Source organism: Legionella pneumophila subsp. pneumophila str. Philadelphia 1 (genome assembly GCF_000008485.1).
Classification (GTDB): domain Bacteria; phylum Pseudomonadota; class Gammaproteobacteria; order Legionellales; family Legionellaceae; genus Legionella; species Legionella pneumophila.
This window is the reverse complement of sequence record NC_002942.5, coordinates 3,117,844-3,143,056: the sequence shown is the minus strand read 5'-3', so window position 1 is coordinate 3,143,056 and position 25,213 is coordinate 3,117,844. Positions and strand designations below refer to the sequence as shown.

Genomic DNA, 25,213 nt, shown 5'->3' with positions numbered 1-25,213 from the left:
ATCATAGTAGGATTCTATCGAAATCAAACCACTAAGCAAGTAGAAAAATGTATTTTTTGCAAAAAAAATGAATAATTAATTCTGAAAAAAAACATAGATAAAGCTACACATCTGAGTGAAGTTTCGGTATATTGCACAGCTGCACACTATCAGTTGTTTACTGATAGGCTGGAAATAATAGAAAGGATTTTGTCCGCCTATACTAGAAATTATTGGAGGGAGTGTGAGGCAAAAGATAGTTGCTGGTAACTGGAAAATGAATGGCCAGATTCAACAGGTGACTGAATTGGTTTCGCAAATTGAGGAATTAATTGGCTTTGATTGCGCAGCACAGGTTGCTGTAATGCCTCCCAGCATTTATATACCCAAGGTAAGAGACTGCTTAAGGACGGGGAAGATTGTAGTAGGTGCGCAAAATGTTTATCCGAAAGATTATGGTGCCTACACAGGTGAACTGTCAGCTCCCATGCTTAAAGATTTTGATTGCCGATATGTTCTGGTAGGACACTCGGAGCGCAGGCAATTTTTTCATGAAGATGAAAATTTTGTGGCGCAAAAATTCCACCATGTCAAAGATCATGGTATGATACCTGTTCTTTGTGTTGGTGAAACTCTTTCTGAAAGAGAGAATGGAAAAACAGAGCAGGTTATTGCTCAACAGGTGCTCGCAGTGAGTGCAAAAGGGAAAGATTGTTTTCGTGATTGCGTAGTGGCTTATGAGCCTGTATGGGCAATTGGGACAGGAAAAACTGCTACACCTGAACAGGCACAAAAAATACACCAGTTTATTAGAGATCTGGTTGGAGAAATAAATGATAGCGATGCGAAACATTTGACGCTCATATATGGTGGCAGTGTTAATGAAAATAATGCAAAAGCCTTATTTTCCATGCCAGATATTGATGGAGGGTTAGTGGGTGGAGCATCGTTGAATGCAAAACAATTTGTGGAAATTGTGAAATGTATCAATTGATATTAATGATTCATGTCTTAATTGCTGTAATTTTAATAGGCTTGGTTCTTATCCAACATGGCAAGGGTGCTGATATAGGTGCTGCTTTTGGTTCTGGCGCATCAAACACGTTATTTGGAAGTCAAGGTACTGGTGGCTTCTTGTTCAAGTTAACTGGTGGTCTGGCAATAACTTTTTTTATTACCAGTTTGATGCTGTCTTATATGGTTTCTACGCAGAACCAAAAGGCAGGACAGTTAGCTATTCCTCAACAAACCGGTGCTCCAGTCAGTTCAGTCCCAGTGCCAGTTGAAAAAAATAATAAGAAGTAACTAAAAAGATGTAGTGTCTTTAGGGCTGTTGTCTTTTGTGATGAACTCAGGATAACAAAAATAAAAATAAGCCGAAGTGGTGAAATTGGTAGACACGCCGTCTTGAGGGGGCGGTGGCGCAAGCCGTGCCGGTTCGAGTCCGGCCTTCGGCACCATTTTAAATCGAGCAAGGTGAACTGATGCTATCTCAATATCTACCCGTTCTCGTTTTTATAATTGTTGCCTTGATTTTAGGTGCAGTAATGATAGGCGCTGGTTCTTTGCTTTCCAAGCATAGTCCGGATAGCGCTAAAAACTCCCCCTATGAGTGTGGTTTTGGCGCCTTTGAAAGCTCCCATATCCCGTTTGATGTACGGTTTTATCTGGTGGCTATTTTATTTATTATTTTTGATCTGGAAACAGCATTCTTTTTTCCTTGGGCCTTGGCATTACGTAAAATAGGATGGTTTGGCTTTTATGCTATGATGTTATTTCTTGGACTGTTGGTTATAGGTTTTATTTATGAATGGAAAAGAGGCGCCCTAGAGTGGGAATAAGGTTCTTTCATTCTTTTAAAATATTTGATTTAATCTTTCATTTTAGCCATTACTATGGGAAGCAAAGGACGCTTGGCAAATCATTACAGAGCTTTTTGCTTTTAGATGAACCTGATGGATTTTTAGGTTGGTTTTTAAAACTTGGTCATCCTTTGCCAAAACGATAGCTGAGATTATATTTTAAGCCATTGTAATAATGGTTATGTAAAAAACTGGATTATTAATTATTTAACTGCTTAGAGGCGAACTATGGCGGTTGCAGAACTAGAAAAAAAAGGTTTTGAGTTAACTACGGTCGAAAAATTGGTTGGTTGGGCACGCAGTGGCTCCATGTGGCCAATGACATTTGGCTTAGCTTGCTGTGCCGTGGAAATGATGCACGTGGGAGCAGCACGCTATGATTTGGACAGGTTTGGTATTATTTTCCGCCCCAGTCCACGCCAGTCAGATGTCATGATTGTAGCAGGGACTTTATGTAACAAAATGGCCCCGGCACTCAGAAAAGTTTATGATCAGATGCCAGAACCACGCTGGGTTATTTCGATGGGGTCTTGTGCCAATGGTGGGGGATATTATCATTATTCCTATTCAGTGGTTCGTGGCTGCGATCGTATTGTGCCAGTCGATGTCTATGTTCCTGGCTGTCCACCAACAGCAGAAGCGTTGTTATATGGCATTATTCAACTACAGAATAAAATCAGGCGAAAACCTGTTTTAGAGGCATAAGCTCATTAAGGGTGCAGATTAGATGACAAAAAATGAGTATTTGATTGAAAAGCTACAAGCTGATTTAGCAAATCATATTACCGAGTTAACCTCCGCATATGGTGAGGTAACTATTGAGTGTGAGGTGCAAAATTTATTGCCTGTTATGATTGAGTTGAGAGACAGAGAGGAATTTTCTTTCGATCAGTTAATTGATCTCTGTGGCGTAGATTATTTGCATTATGGTGATTATGATTGGGAAACAGAGTCTGCGACAGAACATGGATTTTCACGAGGTGTCGAGCGTCAGGAAGCCAAGGCTTATGCTGTAAATAAACCACGATTCGCCGTAGTCTATCATTTATTATCAACCAAAAAAAATCATCGTTTACGAGTCAAATTATTTGTAGAAGAATCCCATTTAATTGTTCCATCAGTACATCATTTATGGAAGTCTGCTAACTGGTTTGAGCGGGAAGCTTATGATTTATATGGAATTTTATTCGATGGCCATCCTGATTTAAGACGGCTACTGACGGATTATGGTTTTATAGGCCACCCTTTCCGCAAGGATTTTCCACTCAGTGGAGAGGTAGAAATGAGATATGATGCAAAACTGCAAAAGGTAATATATGCCCCTGTAGACATTGTGCCAAGAATTGTAGTTCCAAAGGTTATTCGTAACGATAACCGCTACATAGGTAATGAAGGTAGCAAAAATGATTGAACTTAAAAATTATACCTTGAATTTTGGCCCACAACATCCTGCTGCACATGGTGTTTTAAGATTGGTTCTTGAGTTAGAGGGTGAAACTATCGTTCGTGCTGATCCACATATTGGATTGCTTCATCGTGCAACGGAAAAATTGGCTGAGACCAAGCCTTACATTCAAAGCATTGGTTACATGGACAGATTAGATTACGTCTCAATGATGTGCAATGAGCATGCTTATGTCATGGCGATTGAGAAATTATTGGGTATAGAACCGCCTTTGCGAGCCAAGTATATACGAACTATGTTTGATGAGGTGACTCGAATTCTGAACCATCTCTTGTGGTTAGGAGCTACTGCATTGGATATTGGTGCAATGACAGTGTTTCTTTATTGTTTCAGAGAGAGAGAAGATTTGTTTGATTGCTACGAGGCAGTTTCAGGAGCACGTATGCATGCTACCTACTATAGGCCAGGAGGGGTAGCAAGAGACTTGCCAGATACTATGCCTCAATACAAACCGTCAAGATGGCATAGCGAAAGAGAGATTGAAAAAAAGAATCACAATCGTCAGGGCAGTCTTTTGGATTTTCTTTGGGACTTTACTGAACGATTTCCCCACTGTGTGGATGAATACGAAACATTGTTGACCGATAATCGTATATGGAAGCAACGTACTGTAGATATTGGTGTCGTTTCACCTGAAAATGCGCTGCAATGGGGGTTTACCGGACCAATGTTAAGAGGCTCCGGTATTGCCTGGGATTTACGCAAGAAACAAAGCTATGCTGCTTACGACAGGGTTGAATTTGATATTCCTGTTGGCAAGACAGGGGATTGTTATGATCGATATTTGGTAAGAGTCGAGGAATTGAGACAATCCAATCGAATTATAAGGCAATGTATTGAATGGTTGCGCAAGCATCCTGGTCCAGTAAAAGTCGATGATTATAAAGTGTCGCCTCCACGCCGTGTAGTAATGAAACATGACATGGAAGCATTAATTCATCACTTTAAATTATTTACCGAAGGCTTTTGTTTACCGCGAGGTGAAGTTTATTCATCTGTTGAAGCGCCAAAGGGCGAGTTTGGGATCTATATGGTGTCAGATGGAGCTAATAAACCTTACCGTCTGAAAATAAGAGCTCCAGGCTTTGCTCATTTATCAAGCTTTGATGATATGGTTAGAGGTCACATGCTAGCTGATGGAGTGGCTATATTGGCAAGTCAAGATATAGTGTTTGGAGAAATTGATCGTTAATTTAACGACATGCTTGCTTAAAGTGTATTAAGAGATAATAAACGATATAAAGGTTTCGAAATGTCTGCTAATTCAGCAAAAATATTAAGTCAATTGATGCCGGCAAACCGTATGCTCGATATTGATCATTGGATATCAAAATATCCCAAAGATCAAAAACAATCCGCGGTCATGAGTGCTCTTCGAATAGTACAAGAAGAACATGGTCATTTAACAACGGAATTAATGAATGCAGTAGCTGAATATCTTGATATGCCGCCCATCGCAGTTTATGAAGTAGCAAGTTTTTATACAATGTATGAACACAAGCCAGTGGGGCGACATTTAATTAATGTTTGTACCAATATTTCTTGCATGCTGAGGGATTCTGCTGGCGTTGTTGAACATTTAGAAAAAAAATTGGGTGTTAATCTAGGTGGAACAACAGAAGATGGTCGATTTACTTTAAGATCAGTTGAATGCTTGGGTGCTTGTGTGAATGCGCCAATGATGCAAGTTGATAAAGATTATCACGAAAATTTGACTGCTGAATCTATAGATAAAGTATTGGAACAGTACCAATAGAAAATAAAGGTGTTTGCCATGGTTGAACTAAATCAAGTTTGTTACCGAACATTTCATTTACCAGAGTCCTGGTCGCTATCAACTTATGAAAGTATTGGTGGCTATAGCGCATGGCGAAAAATTTTAAAAGAGCAAACATCACCTCAATTAATAATTGAAGAGTTGAAAACTTCTGCCTTGCGCGGACGAGGAGGGGCTGGATTCCCAACCGGTTTAAAATGGAGTTTTATGAATAGAAACTCCCCTGTTCAAAAATACGTAGTATGTAATTCTGATGAAGGTGAACCGGGTACTTGTAAGGACAGAGAGATTCTTACTTTAAATCCTCACCAATTAATCGAAGGAATGGCCATAGCTGGGTATGTTATGGGCGCCACGGTTGGTTACAACTACATAAGAGGAGAATTCTGGCTACCTTTTGAGCGTACTGAGGCTGCAATAAAAGAAGCATACGATGCTGGCTTGCTAGGTAAAAATATATTAGGCTCCGGCTTTGATTTTGATTTATATAATCATTTAGGCGCTGGTGCTTACATTTGCGGTGAAGAAACTGCATTGCTTAACTCAATTGAAGGAAAAAAGGGAATGCCTCGTTTTAAACCACCATTCCCGGCAAATTATGGCTTGTATGGTAAACCGACAACCATAAATAACACGGAAACATTTGCGTCTGTTCCGGTTATTATGGAAAAAGGTGGAGAATGGTTTTTAAAATTAGGTAAACCGAACAATGGCGGTGCCAAATGCTTTAGTGTTAGCGGCCATGTTAACAAACCTGGTAACTATGAAATTCCCTTGGGCACGCCATTCAAAACGCTACTTGATCTGGCTGGCGGCGTGATTAAAGGCCGAAAAATCAAAGCCGTGATTCCTGGTGGTTCCTCTATGCCAGTGCTCCCAGGCGACGTCATGCTGGGGCTGGATATGGATTATGACAGTATACAGAAAGCCGGCTCAGGCTTGGGTTCAGGCGCAGTCATTATCATGGATGAAACCACCTGCATGGTGGATGCTTTGTATCGTATTTCTGAGTTCTACATGGATGAATCCTGTGGACAATGCACACCTTGTCGGGAAGGCACAGGTTGGTTAGTCAGGTTATTACACAGAATTATAAACGGTCATGGCGAGCCGGGAGACGTGGAGAAATTAGTGAATGTGGCGAATAACATAGAGGGAAGAACCATTTGTGCATTAGGCGAGGCAGCAGCTTGGCCAGTACAGAGTTTTGTTAAACATTTCTATGATGAATTTGAATATTTCATAAAGCATAAACGCTCGATCGTCGCAGCATAATTAAGAAGGTTAGACCATGGCTACTATTGAAATCGACGGTAAAACATTTGAAGCAGAAAACGGTAAAATGATTATAGAGGTTGCTGATGAGGCTGGCATCTATATTCCACGTTTTTGCTATCATAAAAAATTATCTGTGGCAGCTAATTGTCGCATGTGTTTGGTCGAAGTGGAAAATGGGAGGAAACCGGTTCCTGCTTGTGCTACACCTATAACTAATGGGATGAAAGTATTTACAAAGTCAGAGCAGGCTATACACTCCCAAAAGGTAGTAATGGAATTTCTCTTGATAAATCATCCTTTGGATTGCCCTATCTGTGATCAGGGTGGAGAGTGTGAGCTTCAAGATATTTCTATGGGGTTTGGCGCTGATAAATCAGAGTACACAGAAACCAAGCGTGCGGTAGACGATGAGAATTTAGGAACACTAATATCTACTGAAATGACACGTTGCATCCATTGTACACGCTGCGTGCGCTTCGGCGAGGAAATTGCAGGGGTAAGAGAGCTGGGAGCTACCGGCCGTGGCGAAAAGACGCAGATTGGTACTTATGTAGAACACAGTATGACATCGGAAGTTTCAGGGAATATCATAGACTTGTGCCCTGTTGGCGCCTTAACTTCGAAGCCTTATCGGTTTAAAGCCCGTGCATGGGAATTGACTCAGCATGATAGTGTTGCGCCTCATGATTGCTTGGGGTCAAATGTTCATATTCATACAAGAAATAATAAATTAATGCGTGTAGTTCCCAGGGAAAACGAATCTATCAACGAAACCTGGCTTTCAGACAGAGACAGATTTAGCTATTTGGGGTTAAATGCGGTTTCAAGGGCGAGCAAACCACAAATCAAAAAAAATGGCCAATGGGAAGCGGTTGATTGGGAAACCGCACTTAAGTTTGCCGCAGAAGGGATAAGCCGAGTTATCAAACAACATGGCCCAGAGCAAATGGCCGCTTTTGCGTCCAGTTCTTCTACCCTGGAAGAAATGTATTTACTGCAAAAATTAATGAGAGAGCTAGGTGTTCAAAATCTAGATCACCGGTTACAACAAATTGATTTTAGAGATCAGGCATTTTTACCTACTACGCCAGTAAGCACTTTGCCTTACGCAGAGATAGATCATCAGCATTCAATTCTGTTAATAGGATGCAATATTCATAGAGAAGTGCCGTTGGCAGGAACAAGGGTAAGAAAAGCTTTTCGCAATGGCGCAAAAATTTATGCCCTTAATCCAGTAGATTTTGATTATCATTTTGATTTATCCGGACGAGTCATTATTTCTCCTTTGGAAATGCCGATGCAATTAGCTAAATTAGCCTTAGCGCTTACAACCGAATTGGCATCGCTTCCAGAAGAAGTTCAAAAACTGTTAATAGGTTTGGAAGTAGATAAACAAACCAAACAAATAGCACAATCATTAAAAGAAGAGAAAGCCTGTTTGATAACCGGAGCAATAGTTGAAAATCATCCAGAAGCTTCCTTATTGCGTACTTTGGTGGCTATTGTTCAAAAACTTAGTGGAGCCAAATTAGTCAGATTAACGACTGGAGCAAACAGCGCGGGCGCATGCATTGCAGGTATGCTGCCGCATAGAACAGTTGCTGGGAAATCAATTGCAGAGCCAGGTTTCAATGTACAAGAAGCGTTAAATTCCAAGTTAAAAGGTTATTTACTCATGGGTGTTGAACCAGGCTATGATTTTGCAAATCCAGCCGGGGCAAGGCAATCAATGTTAGCTGCAGAGTTTGTTGTACTCTTATCAGCCTATGAGCATGAATCCATGCATGATTATGCAGATGTTATTCTACCGATCGCTCCTTATGCTGAAACATCTGGAACATACATAAACATTGATAATACCTGGCAAACAGTAAAAGGAGCCATGCTGCCATTTGGCGAATCACGGCCAGCCTGGAAGGTGCTTCGTGTTTTGGGTAATTTATTGCACTGCAAAAAATTTGATTATACCTCAACAGAGGACATCTTGGAGGAAGTCAAAGAAGCAGTATCGATGACAATGGAGCACGAATACGAACCTTACTATCCTGAATCATTGCCTGTCATTAATCAATCACTGGTAAGAGTTGGAGAGTGGCCTCTTTATCGAATAGATGCTATTACTAGAAATGCAAAAGAGTTACAATTATGTGCCGCATCTGAATCTGCCTGTATAAGAATTCATCCATCAACGGCAGATAGATTGAAATTAGAAGAAATTGCTACTGTATCTCAAGGAGATATTGAGATAACATTGCCGCTAAAACGTGATGAGCGCATTGCGGTTGATGTTGTGTGGGTGGCAAATGCAATGCCAGAAACAGTTGACCTTGGTCACTCGTTTGCTGCAATAACAATAAAGCGCTAGAAAGGTATAAAAATGCTTCATACTATTGGCATACTAATTTGGATTATTATTAAAATTCTTGTGATAGTTGTCCCTTTACTGATTTCCGTGGCCTACCTAACCTATGCGGAGCGTAAAGTGATTGGCTATATTCAAGTGCGTATCGGCCCGAACAGGGTTGGTTTAAAGGGCTTGCTACAGCCATTTGCTGATTTATTGAAATTAATAACTAAAGAAATCATAGTTCCCACTCGATCAAATAAATACCTTTTTGTTATTGCTCCACTTTTTGCTTTAGTCCCCTCCTTAGTCGGTTGGGCGGTAATCCCTTTTCAGGAAGGTATTGTCCTGGCAAATATTAACGCAGGGGTCTTATACTTATTTGCCATGAGTTCGTTGGGCGTATATGGTGTTCTTATTGCAGGATGGGCATCGAATTCCAAATATGCCATGTTTGGCGCACTGCGTAGTACTGCCCAAACAGTCTCTTACGAAATTGCTATGGGATTTGCTCTTGTTGGTGTGCTCTTGGCCGCTGGAAGCATGAACTTGACTGATATTGTTAATTCTCAAAAAGGTGGAATGCTGCATTGGTGGTTTATTCCCTTGCTCCCCCTATTCTTGGTTTTCTGGATCTCCGGTATTGCAGAAACTAACAGAGCTCCTTTTGACTTGGCAGAAGGTGAATCAGAAATTGTTGCTGGCTTCCATGTAGAATATTCTGGCATTGGATTCGCTTTATTCTTTCTCTCTGAATACGCCAGTATGATTTTGATTTCAACAGTTTTGGCTATTTTATTCATGGGCGGATGGCTGTCACCTTTTGAAGGCATTACGTTCCTGGATCAAATCTTTTTTATAGTACCCGGATTTGTTTGGTTGCTTCTGAAAATTAGTTTCTTCCTTTTTGTGTATTTGTGGGTAAGGGCTACTTTCCCCCGATATCGTTATGACCAGCTTATGCGTTTAGGCTGGAAGGTACTTATCCCTGTTACTATAGTTTGGTTAATAGTAACCGCCCTTATGGTGGTTGCTCATGTCAAGCCATGGTTTTGACGGTTAGAAGAGAAGCCGATGAAAAAAGTATATCATTATATAATTCACTATGTTCGTACCTACTTACTGTTAGAGCTATTAGCCGGTTTATGGTTAACAGTAAAGTATTTTTTCAGGAAAAAAATAACAGTTCAGTTTCCTGAAGAACAAACGCCACTTTCTCCAAGATTCAGGGGGCTTTTGGCATTACGTCGTTATCCCAATGGTGAGGAGCGCTGCATTGCATGTAAATTGTGTGAAGCCGTTTGCCCTGCATTAGCTATTACTATTGAATCAGAGCAAAGAGACGATGGATCACGCCGTACTACTCGGTATGATATTGATATGTTTAAATGCATTAATTGTGGATTATGTGAAGAATCTTGCCCTGTTGATTCGATCGTTGTCACTCCAATTCATCACTACCATATCAGCGAACGTGGTCAAAATATTATGACAAAAGAGAAGCTTTTAGCAGTAGGCGATTTGATGGAATCACAACTCGCAGCAGACAGAGCTGCTGATGAAAAATACCGTTGATGGGGTGATTTATGCATGAATGGGTAATCCAAGCAATTTTTTATGTCTTTGCATTATTGACCGTACTGTCGGCAGTAATGGTAATAAGCCAAAACAATCCAGTTCGTTGTGTTTTGTTTTTAGTGCTCACTTTTTTTACCAGTGCGGTTTTATGGGTTTTAGCTGAAGCTGAATTTTTAGCATTAATCCTTATCCTGGTATATGTTGGCGCTGTCATGACTTTATTTCTGTTTGTCGTCATGATGTTAAACATTGACATTGAAAGCATGAAAAGTCATTTAATTAAATATCTACCATTTGGATTAATAATAGTTGCCTTATTGACTGGGTTATTAATGGTAGCTATCCCTAAAGATTTATTTAAGAACAGTGTGCAAACTCAAGAAAAGCCTTTGAGTGTTAACTCACAATTAATGGATTTATCTACCGAAGATGGGCTGGTTACACCTGAAAAGGCTACATCGAACACAGAAAAGTTAGGAATGGTCCTTTATACAGATTATATTCTTGCCTTTGAAATAGCTGCCGTCATTTTACTAGTGGCTATTGTGTCTGCAATTACTTTGGTGCATAGGGGGGCTATCAGGTCAAAACGACAAGATATCACTCAGCAAATTATGACTCGAAGGGCAGAACGAGTGAAGTTGATCAGTATGAAGTCAGAGAAATAGCTATTGGGGAATTCTTTATGATACCTGTTTATGATTATTTAGTATTAGGAGTGATTTTGTTCGGCTTGAGTCTCGTTGGTATTATGCTCAATCGTAAAAATATCATCTTATTACTTGTTTGTGTTGAGTTGATGCTCTTGGCCGTGAATACCAATTTTATTGCATTTTCTCATTACTACAATGAAGTAGGTGGACAGGTATTTGTCTTTTTCATTTTAACTGTAGCTGCAGCGGAAGCAGCAATAGGTTTGGCCATAGTCATGTTGCTCTATAGAAATAGAGGCAATATTGACGTTGATAAAATGAATCATTTAAAAGGTTAAAATCGTGAGTATTCAACAAGTCTGCTTAGTAATCGTTTTGACTCCCCTTGTTGGTTCTGCAATAGCAGGATTTTTTAGAAACCAGATTGGACGAGTCGGAGCTCATACTGTAACTATTTTAGGCGTAGCTATTTCCTTAGCCTGTTCAATTTTTCTTGCGTGGGGCCTGTTTTCTGGTTCAATCCCAAACACTAATAGTCTTGTTTACCACTGGGCTAGCGGGGGGGCGTTAATTCCCTACGAATTTAATATTGGTTTTTTAATAGACCCTCTAAGCGTTGTGATGCTGGTTATAGTTAATTTTGTTTCTTTGTTAGTCCATGTCTACAGTATTGGGTACATGGCAGATGATGATGGTTATCAGCGATTTTTTAGTTATATCTCTTTATTTACATTCATGATGCTCATGTTAGTTAGCGCAAACAACTTTCTGCAATTATTTTTTGGCTGGGAAGGGGTTGGGCTTGTTTCTTATTTATTAATCGGATTTTGGTATCAAAAGGAATCTGCAATAGAAGGCAGCCTGAAAGCATTTCTTGTAAACCGTGTAGGAGATTTTGGATTTGTATTAGGAATAGGTTTAATTTTTGCTTATTCTGGAAGCCTTGATTATGAAAAAGTATTTACCAGCGCAAATTATTTAGCAAGCCAGAACATAGAGTTATTTAGCGGCTACTCCTGGTCCCTGATTACAGTTATTTGCCTGCTGCTTTTTGTTGGCGCCATGGGCAAATCAGCACAGGTGCCACTTCACGTTTGGTTACCTGAGTCAATGGAGGGTCCAACCCCTATTTCAGCGCTAATCCATGCGGCGACAATGGTGACAGCGGGTGTTTTCATGATTGCTCGCATCTCACCTTTAATTGAATTGTCTACAGCTGCGCTTAGCACAGTATTAGTAATTGGTGCTACAGGAGCATTGTTTACAGGAATACTGGCTTTGGTTATGAACGATATAAAGCGCGTGGTAGCATACTCTACTTTATCACAACTAGGCTATATGATGGTGGCAATGGGTGCCTCAGCCTATAGTGCCGGTATGTTTCATTTATTGACGCATGCTTGCTTTAAAGCGCTATTGTTCCTTGGTGCTGGTTCAGTCATTATTGGCATGCATCATGAACAAGATATGCGGAAAATGGGTGGGTTATGGAATAAAATGCCGATTACCTATGTAACCTATGTCATAGGCAGTTTGGCATTGTGTGCATTTCCTCCTTTTGCTGGTTTTTATTCAAAAGATACCATTATTGAAGCAGCGCAGCTTTCCCAGATACCCGGCAGCAGTTATGCTTATTTTTGTGTAACAGCAGGCGCTATGGTTACAGCATTATATACTTTCAGATCCTTATTCATGACATTTCATGGTAAGCCACGTATGGATGAACATACATTAAGTCATCTTCATGAATCTCCATGGGTAGTATGGTTACCATTAGTATTGCTCGCTATCCCATCAATAATTTTAGGCTATGTGCTTTACATGCCTATTCTATTTGATACACCAAGCCTCTTAGGCTCATCAATTTTTGTTTTACCTGAGCATAATGTTTTAGCTGAACTTGCTCATGAAGTAAGTTCGCCATTTGCAAGTGCTGTTCACGCGATTTATTCTTTGCCATTTTGGATTACAGTACTCGGAGCAGTTATTGCCTGGATTTGTTATATCGCTGTCCCATCTATTCCTGGTTATTTAGCTAGGTATTTTTCAATTATCTATTCTATTTTACTCAATAAATACGGGTTTGATCGCTTTAACGAGTTGTTCTTTGTGAAAGGAGCTAGAGGATTAGGCATTGCTTTTTACAAGATTGGTGATCAAAAACTAATTGATGGTGCAGTTGTCAATGGTAGTGGACGCCTGGTTCGCTGGTTCTCTGGGAAAGGGCGAAAGATACAAAGTGGGTACATCTATCATTATGCGACAGTAATGGTGTTTGGATTGCTGGCCTTTTTATGCTGGTTAATCCTGGACTGAAGATAAGGTGAAGGTATGCATTATTTGCTCAATTTATTAATTTGGTTACCTATATTGGGTGGCGTTTTTGTTTTGCTGACTGGGGATGATAAAAATCCAAATGTATCGCGTTATTTAACATTATTCACCATACTTCTCTGTTTAGTGCTCTGCATACCTTTAGTTAAAGGATTTGATCTGCAATCTTTTGGCATGCAATTTATAGAGGAAATCCCCTGGATGCCGGCACTGGGTATTAATTATACTCTTGGTATTGATGGGTTATCTTTACTATTAATTGTTTTATCCATTTTTACTAATTTGATAGTGATTTTGGCTACATGGGATAGCATTAGTAAAAAAGTTTCCCAATATTTATCAGCCTTTTTAATTATGCAAGGCCTTCTGGTCGGTATATTTTCTGCTATGGATGCCATAGTATTTTATATTTTCTGGGAAGCAACTTTGATTCCAATGTATCTGATTATAGGTATTTGGGGTTCTGATAACAGAGTTTATGCAGCAATAAAATTTTTCCTATATACTTTTTTAGGGTCAGTTCTCATGCTGGCCAGTTTCCTGTACATGGGCTACATTGCAGGTTCATTTAAGATTGAAACCTTTTATGCTATCAAATTAGGCATGACTGCACAAACATTGATTTTTATTGCATTTTTCTTAGGTTTTGCAATAAAAATACCGATGTTTCCAGTCCATACCTGGTTGCCAGATGCGCATACTGAAGCTCCCGCTGGTGGTTCTGTCGTTTTAGCAGCAATTTTGCTAAAACTGGGTGCTTATGGATTTATCCGTTTTTCTTTACCAATAGTCCCGGACGCTTGCAGCAAATATGCTCCTCTGATGGTTGCCTTATCTTTGATCGCAGTGGTTTATATAGGACTCATTGCAATTATTCAGAAGGATATGAAAAAATTGATTGCATATTCTTCAATTTCACATATGGGTTTTGTAACTCTAGGCTGTTTCGCTATATTTGCAATTGCTCGTCATGGGGGACTAAGCAACGCCGGTTTAATCCTTGAGGGCGCAATTGTCGTTATGATATCGCATGCCTTTGTCTCAAGTGCAATGTTTGCAGGTGTAGGTTTTATATATGATCGTATGCATACAAGGCAGCTCGCGGATTTTGGCGGAATAGTAAATACTATGCCTATATTTGCTTCTTTTTTTATGCTTTTTGCTATGGCGAATGCCGGCTTGCCAGGAACATCCGGATTTGTTGGTGAGTTTATGGTGATATTAGGTAGTATAAAGGCTGGTTTTTGGGTTGCATTTTGGGCTGCAACTACATTGATTATTGGAGCAGCATATACGCTATGGATGTACAAAAGAGTTATTTTTGGTCCTGTAGCTAATAAAAAGGTTGCTGCCTTAAAAGATATATCAGGTTTTGAATTAAGTGCTTATGTATTGCTTGCAATAATGGTCATTGCTCTAGGAGTGTATCCCAAACCCATGTTAGAGTTTGTGCATCAAACTGTAAGTCATACTTTGGCACTGGCTGATAAATCTAAACTCTAACAAAGAACTGCGATAGGCTTACATTGCAATCAAGTTCCTTAGCAAGGTTAAATATGATGACATTACTAGAAAATATCCATGTAGCAATACCAGAAATGATTATTTTAATAACCGCGTGTTTGGCGTTGCTTTCTGATTTGTTCTTTCGTCATAAATTAAAATCAATTGCATTTTACATATCTTGTGTAGGAATTATAGTTTCTGCAGCAGTAAGCTTTGTATTTATAGGAAGCTACAAGTTACTTATATTCAACAAATTATTTATAAGTGATGATATAAGTCATTTAATGAAACTGTTTATTGATATCACGGTTTTATTAAGTTTTGTCTATTCCCAAAACTATCTGGATGAACGGCAAATGCCTACAGGTGATTACTATGTTCTGGGGCTGTTTTCAACACTAGGTATGATGATTCTTGTTTCAGCACACTCGCTGTTGTCTCTTTATCTAGGTTTGGAGTTAATGTCATTGCCGCTCTATGCAATGACCGCCATCCGCCGAACTGATAGTGATGCATCCGAAGCGGCAATGAAATATTTTGTTATGGGTGCTATTGCTTCTGGTATGCTGTTGTATGGAATATCCCTGGTGTATGGTGCAACAGGAAAACTTGATTTGTTAGATGTTGCTAATGCAGTGGCAGTCAATTGGCAGCAACAAAATACTCTTTTTGCGTTTGCAATGGTATTTATACTTGCCGGTGTAGGATTTAAACTGGCTGCTGTCCCTTTCCATATGTGGGCTCCAGACGTATATCAAGGGGCACCAAGCTCTGTAACACTTTTTATTAGTACAGCACCCAAGATTGCTGCACTGGGGATGGCACTGCGATTTTTAACTATTGGCTTAGTCGACATCACCATGCAATGGCAGCAAATTATTTTAGTAATGGCTCTCCTTTCTACCGGCATAGGTAATTTGTTAGCAGTGATTCAAACCAGAATCAAACGCTTGTTAGCTTATTCTGCAATTTCTCATATAGGATATGCCTTATTTGGAGTTTTAGCCGCCAGCTCTGCTGGTTATGCCGCAGCACTGTATTATATTTTAGTCTATGCTGTAATGTCAGCGGCTGCTTTTGGTTTAATTGTATTGATGTCAAATCATGGAATGGAAATTGATAGTATTGATGACTTAAAAGGCTTGAATAAAAGAAACCCGTGGCTGGCGTTTATGATGCTATTAGTCATGTTCTCAATGGCTGGCGTGCCACCAACGGTTGGCTTCTTTACAAAATTATTGGTATTGAAGGCATTAGTAGATGTTCATATGACTTGGTTAGCTGTTGTAGGTTTGCTATTTACGGTTATAGGTGCCTATTATTATTTGCGAATTGTTAAAATCATGTATTTTGATCAACCTGAAAATGAAGAGATAGTAAGAATTGGTACAGGCAATACCATAGTTTATTCACTTAATTGTCTCTCCTTACTATATTTAGGTATTTTCCCAGGCGCTTTAATTGCAGCCTGTATTAATGCATTTGCAAATTAATTAATAAACTTTAACAAAAGTACTTGCTTAGGGACCCAAGTATCAGTATACTTGCCCTCAGTTGACGCGGGGTGGAGCAGCCTGGTAGCTCGTCGGGCTCATAACCCGAAGGTCGTAGGTTCAAATCCTGCCCCCGCTACCAATTTTATAAAACCCCATTTTTGGGGTTTTTTATTATGTTGACTAGGATACTGTCTAAATCTAAGTCAGTTACCAGGCTTGGGCGAGTGCGCCCTTTTTTTGTTTATACATACTATGATAAATGATGACTTGATAGTGCTATTAGAGCCTATAATCAAAAATATGGGTTATGAACTTTGGGGCTGTGAATATCTTTCCCAAGGGAAACACTCGTTATTAAGAATTTATATAGACAAGCCAGATGGAATAGGAATCGATGACTGTCAGGAAGTGAGTAAGCAAGTCAGTGCAATGCTTGATGTTGAAGACCCTATTCCAGGGCATTATAGTTTGGAAATATCATCTCCTGGGATACCCCGGCCTTTGTTTAGTATCTGGCAATATCAGCGTTACCTTGGTTATGAAATTCATGTAAAAACTTTTAAGCCAGTCAATGGGAAGCGAAAATTATCAGGTATTATTGTTTCAGCATCAGAAGATACAATAGTATTGGATATTAATAATGAACATCAAGAAATACTTTTATCAAATATTGTGAAAGCAAATTTGACAGTCTAGAGAGGCGAACAATGAGCAAAGAATTGTTATTAGTTGCTGAGGCATTATCAAACGAAAGAGGCGTTAGTAAAGACGTCATTATACTTGCCATTCAGGCTGCACTGGAATCTGCAACTCGAAAGATTCTTGGTTTAGATATAGGTGTACGTATCAAAATAGATTCTAAAACCGGTGACTATGAAACCTTTAGATACTGGGATGTAGTGAATGAAGAAGAATTAGAGTTTCCGGACCGCCAACTGTCCTTGGAACAAGCAAAGGAGCGAAAGCCCTCGGCTGCTGTTGGTGACCGAATTGAAGAAATTATTCCTTCCATAGAATTTGGAAGAATTGAAGCGCAAACAGCGCGACAAGTTATTATGCAAAAAGTCAGGGAAGCGGAACGCGAATTGATCATAGACCAATTCCGTAGCAAACTTGGACAGCTAATCTATGGAACTGTTAAAAAAGTAACTCGTGACAATATAATTATTGATTTAGGTGGTAAAGCAGAGGCTTTCTTGCCACGCTCTGAAATGTTGCCTCATGAAATGTTTCGTCCCAATGACAGAGTTCGAGCATATCTGTACGAAATCACGCCGCAGGCGAGAGGACCACAATTGTTCGTAAGCAGAACTCGAAATGAAATGCTCATTGAATTATTCCGTATTGAAGTTCCGGAAATTGGTGAAAATATAATAGATATCAAAGCTGCAGCGCGCGATCCGGGAAATAGAGCCAAAATTGCTGTTAAAACCAATGATGGGCGTATTGACCCCATCGGCGCTTGCGTTGGTATGCGTGGAGCAAGGGTACAAGCGGTTTCCAGCGAATTAGGCGGTGAGCGAGTTGATATCATTCTATGGGATGATAACCCTGCCCAATTAGTCATAAATGCGATGGCTCCAGCTGATATTACATCTATCGTTGTAGATGAAGATACCCATACTATGGATTTAGCTGTTGCGAAAGAACAATTATCGCAGGCAATTGGTCGAAACGGACAAAATGTTCGTTTGGCTAGCCAATTAACTGGTTGGACATTGAATGTCATGACAACAGAAGAGTTTGAAAGCAAGAATCAAGAGGAATCAAGTAAAATAGTTAATCTGTTTACCAGCGCGCTAGAAATCGATGAGGAAATAGCGACATTATTGGTAGCTCATGGGTTTTCTTCTCTCGAAGAAGTGGCTTATGTTCCGAAGGAGGAGCTGCTGGCTATTGAAGAATTTGATGAAGAGATAGTTGAAGAATTAAGAAACAGAGCAAATGACAAGTTATTGGAGATGGCACTGTCATCAGGCAAAGGATTATCTGGTACTCCAGATGATTCCCTTATCAATATGGAAGGCATGACAGAGGATTTGGCAAATAAATTAGCAAGTAAAGGAATTACAACAATGGAAGATCTTGCAGAGCAATCTGTAGATGAATTAATGGAAATAGAAGGCATTAGTGAAGAAAAAGCAGGTGCTTTAATTATGAAAGCAAGAGAACCATGGTTTCAATAAACTATGGTTATCGAAATTGAACAATACGATGCTAGATGCATTTTAAATATATTCAGCTTTATAAAAAGTTGCTGAGAGGGGATTAAATATGGCGGATGTGACGGTTAAACAATTAGCTCAAGTCGTTGGTATCCCGGTTGAGCGCTTATTGAACCAGTTACAGGAAGCAGGGTTATCTTTTACTGATGATCAACAGACTGTGAATGAAGAACAAAAGAGGATCTTGCTTAATCATTTAAAAGGTAGCTCTAATCGTGATATTAGTGCTGCGCCTGAAAGAATAACTTTAAGACGTAAAAGCATGTCTCAAGTCACTGTTGGGCATGATATGCATAGTGGCAAAACAGTTAATATTGAGGTTAGAAAGAAAAAAACTTTCATCAAGAGAAGTGCAATTCCCGAACAAGCAGAGGTAGAAGAGCCCGTAGTTCCGCCTGTTGTTGAAGAACCCGTCCATGAAGAAATCACTGTGGTTAGTGAAGTGTCTGCAGAAACTCCCGAATTGAAAGAGACCGAGGAGCATCCGGTTATTGAACCTGTAGCAGAGCTCGATGAAACAGTAAAAGAAGAAGAAAAAATCAATTCAGAGGAAAACACAGCAGAGAGTCAGGATGAGTTAACCCATGCAAACACTGATGTAATAGAGAATCTTGTGGATGTTGTCGAGGAGACCATCCCTGTTTCCAAGAAGGAAGAAGTTAAACCAGAGAAAGTAAGTAAAAAGAAACATCTGGAGCAAACTGATTCTGATATTTCTGAATTTAAAAAGGGTAAGAAAAAGCCTAAATATCATACTTTTGAACATGATGAAGAGGAACAAGAACTTCATCGTCGTGGTGGTCGAAGTAAATTTAAAAAGAAAAAAGGAACTGAAAAATCGGATAAATACAGAGAAGCTGAAGAAACATTAACGCATGGTTTTGCGTTACCTACTGCTCCAATAGTCAGAGAAGTATTGATACCAGAGACAATTACAGTTGCCGAACTGGCAAAACGGATGTCAGTAAAAGCCGCTGAAGTGATTAAAGTTATGATGTCTTTAGGAGCGATGGCAACAATTAATCAGGTCATTGATCAAGAAACGTCTGTAATCGTTGTAGAGGAAATGGGACATAAACCGATAATTATCAAAGAGGATGCTGTTGAAACCGGTTTAGGCGAAGCAATTTCCAAAGGCACAAAAACAGAAGGAAGAGCCCCGGTTGTTACGATTATGGGACATGTTGACCATGGTAAAACCTCCTTACTGGATTACATTCGTCGAACCAAGGTTGCAGCAGGTGAAGCAGGAGGCATTACGCAACACATAGGTGCTTACCATGTCAGTACGCCAAAAGGTAACATTACTTTTTTAGATACGCCTGGACATGCCGCATTTACCGCGATGAGAGCTCGTGGTGCCCAAGCAACTGATATAGTCATTCTGATCGTGGCAGCTGATGATGGAGTTAAGCCCCAGACAATTGAAGCGATACAGCATGCCAAGGCCGCTAAGGTACCAATTATTGTTGCAATTAATAAAATGGATAAACCGGACGCTGATCCTGAGCGAGTTATGAATGAACTATCCGTTCAGGAAGTTATTCCTGAGGCATGGGGTGGAGATACCATGTTTGTTAATATTTCGGCCAAATCGGGTATGGGTATAGATGATTTGCTGGATGCAATTTTATTGCAATCAGAAGTATTAGAGTTAAAAGCAGTGACTGATGGCGCTGCAAAAGGAGTTGTCATTGAATCACGTCTGGATAAAGGGCGAGGTCCCGTTGCAACGGTTTTAGTTCAAAGCGGAACCTTGCATAAAGGCGATATTTTACTTGCTGGCTTTCAGTATGGGCGTGTGCGTGCTTTGGTTAGCGATAATGGAGATTTGGTTGATAGCGCTGGCCCATCCATTCCAGTCGAAGTACTTGGGTTATCGGCTATTCCTCATGCAGGAGATGAAGCGGTCGTTGTCCCCGATGAGAAAAAGGCCAGAGAAGTTGCTTTGTTTAGGCAGGGTAGATTCCGTGATGTGAAATTGGCCAGACGTCAAAAAACCACAATAGAAGGTATTATGGAAAATATGACGGCTACCGAATCCAAAGTCTTGAACATTGTCTTGAAAGCGGACGTTCAAGGATCACTGGAAGCAATTTCTGATGCATTGACAAAATTATCAACAGATGAAGTCAAGGTTGATGTGATATCTAGTGGTGTAGGTGGAATAACAGAGTCTGATGTCCATTTGGCTATCGCTTCCAATGCCATTTTAATCGGATTTAATGTAAGAGCGGATGGCACAGCAAAGCGTCTTGCTGAACAAGAATCTGTATCGATTCATTACTATAGTGTTATTTATGATATAGTCGACCAGATCAAGGGTGCTTTGACAGGCATGCTTGCGCCACAATTTAAAGAAGAAATTGTTGGTATTGCTGAAGTTCGAGACGTATTCAAGTCGCCGAAAATTGGTGCTATTGCTGGATGCATGGTCATTGAAGGCGTTGTCAAACGTAATAATCCAATACGTGTATTGCGTTCAAATGTAGTGATTTATGAAGGTACTTTAGAGTCATTAAGGCGATTTAAAGATGACGTATTAGAAGTAAGACAAGGCTTTGAATGCGGTATCGGCGTAAAAAACTACAACGATGTGAAGCCTGGGGATTTAATCGAGGTTTTTGAGACAGTCGAAATTAAGCGTGACTTATAGAAAATGAGTAATAATTTTAAGCGAACTGACAGAATTGCTGAGATGATTCAGCGCAAATTAGCTTTGATCATTCCCCAGGAAATAAAAGATCCTCGCTTGAAGGGTTTTGTTACCATTTCTGCAGTTAAAGTGGCTGCGGATTTAGGTCACGCCAAAATTTATTTTACTGTTCTTAATGAAGATAAATCGGTGGTGACCAATATATTAAATGGTGCAGCCAGTTATTTAAGGAGCGCTCTGGCAAGAAGTATTACTCTACGCACTGTGCCGCAACTTCATTTTATTTATGATGAATCGATTGAGTATGGACAGCGATTAAGCCGATTAATTGATGAAGTAAATCCCCCTGATTCAAGTAGTGATGACAACAATTGAATCTCAGTGTTCCATAGATGGAATCCTGCTATTAAATAAACCACAAGGAATGACCTCTAACGCTGCTCTTCAGAAAACCAAACATTTGTTTGGTGCTAAAAAAGCTGGTCACACAGGCAGCTTGGATCCTTTAGCAACCGGCATGCTACCTCTATGCTTCGGAGAAGCGACTAAAATATGCCAGTATCTCCTTAATGCGGATAAAAGCTATGAAACAATTGGGAGGCTAGGCATTAAGACAAATACTGCTGATTGTACTGGCGAAGTGATATTTTGCATTGAAAATTATACTGTTAGCCATGAGGAAATGATTGCAACCCTAGAAAAATATAAGGGTAAAATCAAGCAAATTCCATCCATGTTTTCTGCTTTAAAGCACAAGGGGACCCCTTTGTATCGACTTGCCAGAGAAGGTATAGAGATAGAACGTAAGGCCAGGGATATAGTAATCAGCCAATTGAATTTGGAACAATTTGATGGTGAATGTTTTACATTAACGGTATCATGCAGCAAAGGAACCTATATACGTAATTTAGTGGAAGATATTGGTGATACGTTGAAGGCAGGAGCTCATATGACAAAATTGCATAGGCTCTACACTGCAGGGTTTGAAAATAATCGAATGTACACTCTCGATGAGTTACAGGATATGCCTTTATCACAAAGACTTGCTTGCTTAATCCCTATTGATCAGGCCGTTCAACATTTAACACCAGTAATTCTTTCAGATTCTGAGGTAACAGCAATTCGCCAGGGCAAGGTGATTTCAAATAAAACTGGTGCTGTTGAAGGAGAAGATTTGCGCCTTTATGGCGAGCAATCCCAATTTATTGGCATTGGCCAAGCTTTAATTCATGGTGATATTAAAGCAAAAAGGTTAGTTTCTTTTGCGTTGTAATTACAATTTTTGTAAGAATTGCTGCCTACTTTGTAATAAGTATGAAATTTTTTACACAAATTTATATCCACTACTTGTTTCATTTGACATGCCTTGGTAGAATGTTCGCCTTTAAAAGAATACTTAGCTGAGTTCCAGGAGTAAATAATGTCGCTAAATAGCGCGGAAAAAGCAGAAATTATTAATGAATACAAACGCGGTGATAAAGATACTGGTTCACCTGAAGTGCAAGTTTCTTTAATTACCAGTCGTATTAAATATTTAACTGATCATTTTAAAGAAAATAAAAAAGATTTCCATTCGAGACGTGGCTTGCAAGAGTTGGTTAACAAGCGCCGCAAGTTACTAAAATATTTGAAGCGTAACGATCAAGATCGCTATCAAACATTAATCCAAAATCTGGGATTGAGAGATTCCTATTGATTGATAGGATTATTGTCTCTATGGGGACGCATCAAATAATAAATCAGTTTTAGAATAAAAGGCGCAGCGTTCTGCGCCTTTTTTTTCTTATATTTACTTAATGGGGAACATTACGTGGCAAAAATTACAAAAGAAATAGTATTCGGTAACCATAAATTAATCTTGGAAACAGGTGAAGTAGCACGACAGGCTGATGGTGCCGTAATGGCAAGTATGAATGGTACACAAGTGCTAGTGACTGTAGTTTGGAAAAAGGATGGTGGTGAAAGTAATGATTTTTTCCCATTAACAGTGAATTATCAAGAAAAGTTCTATGCCATAGGTAAAATCCCTGGTGGCTTTAACAAACGTGAAGGACGGCCATCTGATAATGAAACATTAATTTCTCGGTTAATAGATAGACCGATCCGGCCATTATTCCCGGATAATTTTTTTAACGAAGTACAGATAATTGCTACTGTACTGTCCTTAAATCCCGAGGTATCTCCTGATATTATCGCTATGATTGGAGCCTCCGCAGCGCTTTCAATTTCTGGCGTGCCATTTAATGGCCCTATAGGTGCCGCTCGAGTAGGCTATAAAGATGGCGTTTATCTGCTCAATCCAAGTAGAAAAGAACAAGAAGAGTCTAAGCTTGATTTGGTTATTGCGGGAACAAAAGATGCCATTTTGATGGTGGAATCAGAAGCGCAGGAATTAAGTGAAGACATCATGCGTGGTGCTATGTTATATGGCCATGAAATGATGAAAAATGTCATAAAATCAATAGAAGAACTTGCTAGAGACGTGGGTAAGAGTAAACCTGAGTGGAAAGCACCAGAAATTGATACAGTACTAAAAGCTAGAATCAATGACGTAGCTAGGAATGAAGTTGAAGCCGCTTATCTTATTAAGGACAAGCAACAACGGTATCAGCGATTAGACGAGTTAAGAGAGCAAACTATTTCTGCTTTACTGGCTGAAAATGATGAGTTAAATGCAGATGTTATTGCCAATATGTTTGGTGAGCTAGAACGTTCTATAGTACGTAATCGTATTCTTGACGGCGAGCCTCGCATCGATGGTCGTGATCACAGAACAGTTAGGCCTATTTCTATTCGTACCAAATTCTTGGAAAGAACTCATGGTTCCTGTTTGTTTACCAGAGGAGAAACTCAAGCTATTGTTGTTGCCACTTTGGGTAATGAACGTGATGCACAGATATTAGACGGAATTAGTGGCGAAAGCAGAGATCGATTTATGCTTCATTATAATTTCCCTCCTTATTCTGTCGGCGAAACAGGGCAAGTGGGCAGTCCTAAACGGCGTGAAATTGGGCATGGCCGTTTAGCCAAGCGTGCTTTAATGGCTGTACTGCCTGATGCTAATGAGTTTCCTTATGTGCTACGTATTGTATCTGAGATTACGGAATCCAATGGCTCCAGTTCTATGGCTACTGTTTGTGGAACAAGTCTGGCATTGATGGATGCCGGGGTACCTTTAAAAGCACCAGTCGCTGGTGTGGCCATGGGCTTAATCAAGGAAGGTGATCGTTATGCTGTATTAACAGACATATTGGGTGATGAGGATCATTTAGGTGATATGGACTTTAAAGTGGCCGGTACGGAAAAAGGGATTACTGCTTTGCAGATGGATATCAAAATTTCCGGGATTACCAATGAAATTATGGAACAGGCTTTGGAGCAAGCATTGGAAGGTCGTACCCATATTCTTGGTGTCATGAATAATGCTCTTGCCGAGCATAGAACCGAGTTATCTCAGCACGCTCCAAGAATCACAACCATGAAAGTCGCTGAAGATAAAATCCGCACAATTATTGGCAAAGGTGGGGCAACGATTAAAGGGCTTATTGAAAGTACCGGCGTATCTATAGATATTGATGACTCAGGGGTTGTCCAATTATTTTCTCCGGATAAGATGGCTTTGGAAGAGGCGCAAAAACAAATTAAAGCTTTAATTGCTGAAATTGAAGTGGGTCAGACTTATCAAGGGAAAGTAAGCAAGATAGTTGACTTTGGAGCTTTTATCAATTTACTGCCTGGTAAAGATGGCTTACTGCATATTTCACAAATATGTGCCGACAGAACACAAAAGGTAGAAGAGGTATTGCAGGAAGGTCAGGAAATTGAGGTCTTTGTTGCTGGGATAGATAAGCAAGGGCGAGTCAAACTGGAGTGGAAGGATAAGCCGCAAGCTGAAGCCAAAGAGGTCGAAGACGCCCCGGTATCTGCTACGTTTCTTACAATGGAAGAGCAATCTGAAGAAATTAATTCAGGCAACAAAATCTCTGAAGAAGAGGAATAATAAGATAGTAGCATTTCAAGTTCTATTTATTATAAACTCGTGGAAGGCATGAGCTTTTCG

Annotated in this window: 23 protein-coding genes and 2 tRNA genes; all 25 read left to right on the top strand. The window is 39.8% G+C overall.

All coding sequences use genetic code 11. From position 1 onward, the window contains the following. Positions 1–223 precede the first annotated feature (223 nt). A complete protein-coding gene (gene tpiA / locus LPG_RS14085) occupies positions 224–973 on the top strand; it encodes a triose-phosphate isomerase (protein WP_010948480.1) in 750 nt (249 codons plus the stop codon). Further along, complete coding sequence (secG, locus tag LPG_RS14080) at positions 961–1,284, top strand: preprotein translocase subunit SecG (RefSeq protein WP_015443942.1); 324 nt, start codon at positions 961–963, stop codon at positions 1,282–1,284. The genes tpiA and secG overlap by 13 nt, the downstream gene beginning before the upstream one ends. 70 nt (positions 1,285–1,354) lie before the next feature. Then, positions 1,355–1,439 (top strand) — tRNA-Leu (locus LPG_RS14075). A 24-nt stretch (positions 1,440–1,463) separates the two neighbouring features. Continuing rightward, complete coding sequence (locus tag LPG_RS14070) at positions 1,464–1,820, top strand: NADH-quinone oxidoreductase subunit A (RefSeq protein ID WP_010948478.1); 357 nt, start codon at positions 1,464–1,466, stop codon at positions 1,818–1,820. A 249-nt stretch (positions 1,821–2,069) separates the two neighbouring features. Next, positions 2,070–2,546: a NuoB/complex I 20 kDa subunit family protein gene (locus tag LPG_RS14065; RefSeq protein ID WP_010948477.1), complete on the top strand. Its 477-nt coding sequence runs from the start codon at positions 2,070–2,072 to the stop codon at positions 2,544–2,546. Between the two features lie 22 nt (positions 2,547–2,568). Beyond that, complete coding sequence (locus tag LPG_RS14060) at positions 2,569–3,252, top strand: NADH-quinone oxidoreductase subunit C (RefSeq protein ID WP_010948476.1); 684 nt, start codon at positions 2,569–2,571, stop codon at positions 3,250–3,252. After that, positions 3,245–4,498 (top strand): NADH-quinone oxidoreductase subunit D, encoded by a 1,254-nt coding sequence (locus LPG_RS14055; protein WP_011216631.1) that lies wholly within the window; start codon positions 3,245–3,247, stop codon positions 4,496–4,498. The genes LPG_RS14060 and LPG_RS14055 overlap by 8 nt, the downstream gene beginning before the upstream one ends. Positions 4,499–4,558: 60 nt before the next feature. After that, on the top strand, positions 4,559–5,062 hold the full coding sequence (nuoE, locus tag LPG_RS14050; protein WP_010948474.1) for an NADH-quinone oxidoreductase subunit NuoE: 504 nt from the start codon (positions 4,559–4,561) through the stop codon (positions 5,060–5,062). Between the two features lie 18 nt (positions 5,063–5,080). Next, positions 5,081–6,358 carry an NADH-quinone oxidoreductase subunit NuoF gene (gene nuoF / locus LPG_RS14045; RefSeq protein ID WP_015443944.1) on the top strand — a complete coding sequence of 426 codons (1,278 nt, stop codon included), beginning with the start codon at positions 5,081–5,083 and terminating at the stop codon, positions 6,356–6,358. A 16-nt stretch (positions 6,359–6,374) separates the two neighbouring features. Continuing rightward, positions 6,375–8,726 (top strand): NADH-quinone oxidoreductase subunit NuoG, encoded by a 2,352-nt coding sequence (gene nuoG / locus LPG_RS14040; RefSeq protein WP_010948472.1) that lies wholly within the window; start codon positions 6,375–6,377, stop codon positions 8,724–8,726. A 12-nt stretch (positions 8,727–8,738) separates the two neighbouring features. Next, positions 8,739–9,761 (top strand): NADH-quinone oxidoreductase subunit NuoH, encoded by a 1,023-nt coding sequence (gene nuoH / locus LPG_RS14035; RefSeq protein ID WP_010948471.1) that lies wholly within the window; start codon positions 8,739–8,741, stop codon positions 9,759–9,761. Between the two features lie 18 nt (positions 9,762–9,779). Next, positions 9,780–10,280, top strand: a complete 501-nt coding sequence (gene nuoI / locus LPG_RS14030; RefSeq protein ID WP_010948470.1) for an NADH-quinone oxidoreductase subunit NuoI — start codon at positions 9,780–9,782, stop codon at positions 10,278–10,280. 11 nt (positions 10,281–10,291) lie between these two features. Beyond that, positions 10,292–10,951, top strand: a complete 660-nt coding sequence (locus tag LPG_RS14025) for an NADH-quinone oxidoreductase subunit J (protein ID WP_010948469.1) — start codon at positions 10,292–10,294, stop codon at positions 10,949–10,951. Between the two features lie 17 nt (positions 10,952–10,968). Then, positions 10,969–11,274 carry an NADH-quinone oxidoreductase subunit NuoK gene (gene nuoK / locus LPG_RS14020; RefSeq protein ID WP_010948468.1) on the top strand — a complete coding sequence of 102 codons (306 nt, stop codon included), beginning with the start codon at positions 10,969–10,971 and terminating at the stop codon, positions 11,272–11,274. Positions 11,275–11,278: 4 nt separating this feature from the next. Next, on the top strand, positions 11,279–13,252 hold the full coding sequence (gene nuoL, locus LPG_RS14015; protein WP_010948467.1) for an NADH-quinone oxidoreductase subunit L: 1,974 nt from the start codon (positions 11,279–11,281) through the stop codon (positions 13,250–13,252). 15 nt (positions 13,253–13,267) lie between these two features. Next, complete coding sequence (locus LPG_RS14010; RefSeq protein ID WP_010948466.1) at positions 13,268–14,773, top strand: complex I subunit 4 family protein; 1,506 nt, start codon at positions 13,268–13,270, stop codon at positions 14,771–14,773. A 53-nt stretch (positions 14,774–14,826) separates the two neighbouring features. Next, positions 14,827–16,269: an NADH-quinone oxidoreductase subunit NuoN gene (gene nuoN / locus LPG_RS14005; RefSeq protein WP_015443945.1), complete on the top strand. Its 1,443-nt coding sequence runs from the start codon at positions 14,827–14,829 to the stop codon at positions 16,267–16,269. A gap of 65 nt (positions 16,270–16,334) precedes the next feature. Next, positions 16,335–16,411, top strand: a tRNA-Met gene (locus LPG_RS14000). A 113-nt stretch (positions 16,412–16,524) separates the two neighbouring features. After that, positions 16,525–16,968, top strand: a complete 444-nt coding sequence (gene rimP / locus LPG_RS13995) for a ribosome maturation factor RimP (protein WP_010948464.1) — start codon at positions 16,525–16,527, stop codon at positions 16,966–16,968. Positions 16,969–16,979: 11 nt separating this feature from the next. Then, entirely contained in the window at positions 16,980–18,458 is a 1,479-nt protein-coding gene (gene nusA, locus LPG_RS13990; RefSeq protein ID WP_010948463.1) for a transcription termination factor NusA, read from the top strand. An 88-nt stretch (positions 18,459–18,546) separates the two neighbouring features. Continuing rightward, on the top strand, positions 18,547–21,153 hold the full coding sequence (gene infB / locus LPG_RS13985) for a translation initiation factor IF-2 (RefSeq protein ID WP_010948462.1): 2,607 nt from the start codon (positions 18,547–18,549) through the stop codon (positions 21,151–21,153). 3 nt (positions 21,154–21,156) lie between these two features. Then, complete coding sequence (rbfA, locus tag LPG_RS13980) at positions 21,157–21,528, top strand: 30S ribosome-binding factor RbfA (RefSeq protein WP_010948461.1); 372 nt, start codon at positions 21,157–21,159, stop codon at positions 21,526–21,528. Beyond that, positions 21,515–22,426, top strand: a complete 912-nt coding sequence (gene truB, locus LPG_RS13975; RefSeq protein ID WP_015443946.1) for a tRNA pseudouridine(55) synthase TruB — start codon at positions 21,515–21,517, stop codon at positions 22,424–22,426. The genes rbfA and truB overlap by 14 nt, the downstream gene beginning before the upstream one ends. Before the next feature lie 147 nt (positions 22,427–22,573). Then, positions 22,574–22,849 (top strand): 30S ribosomal protein S15, encoded by a 276-nt coding sequence (gene rpsO, locus LPG_RS13970; protein WP_010948459.1) that lies wholly within the window; start codon positions 22,574–22,576, stop codon positions 22,847–22,849. Between the two features lie 114 nt (positions 22,850–22,963). Further along, positions 22,964–25,153 carry a polyribonucleotide nucleotidyltransferase gene (gene pnp, locus LPG_RS13965; protein ID WP_010948458.1) on the top strand — a complete coding sequence of 730 codons (2,190 nt, stop codon included), beginning with the start codon at positions 22,964–22,966 and terminating at the stop codon, positions 25,151–25,153. The last annotated feature ends 60 nt before the right edge of the window (positions 25,154–25,213 follow it).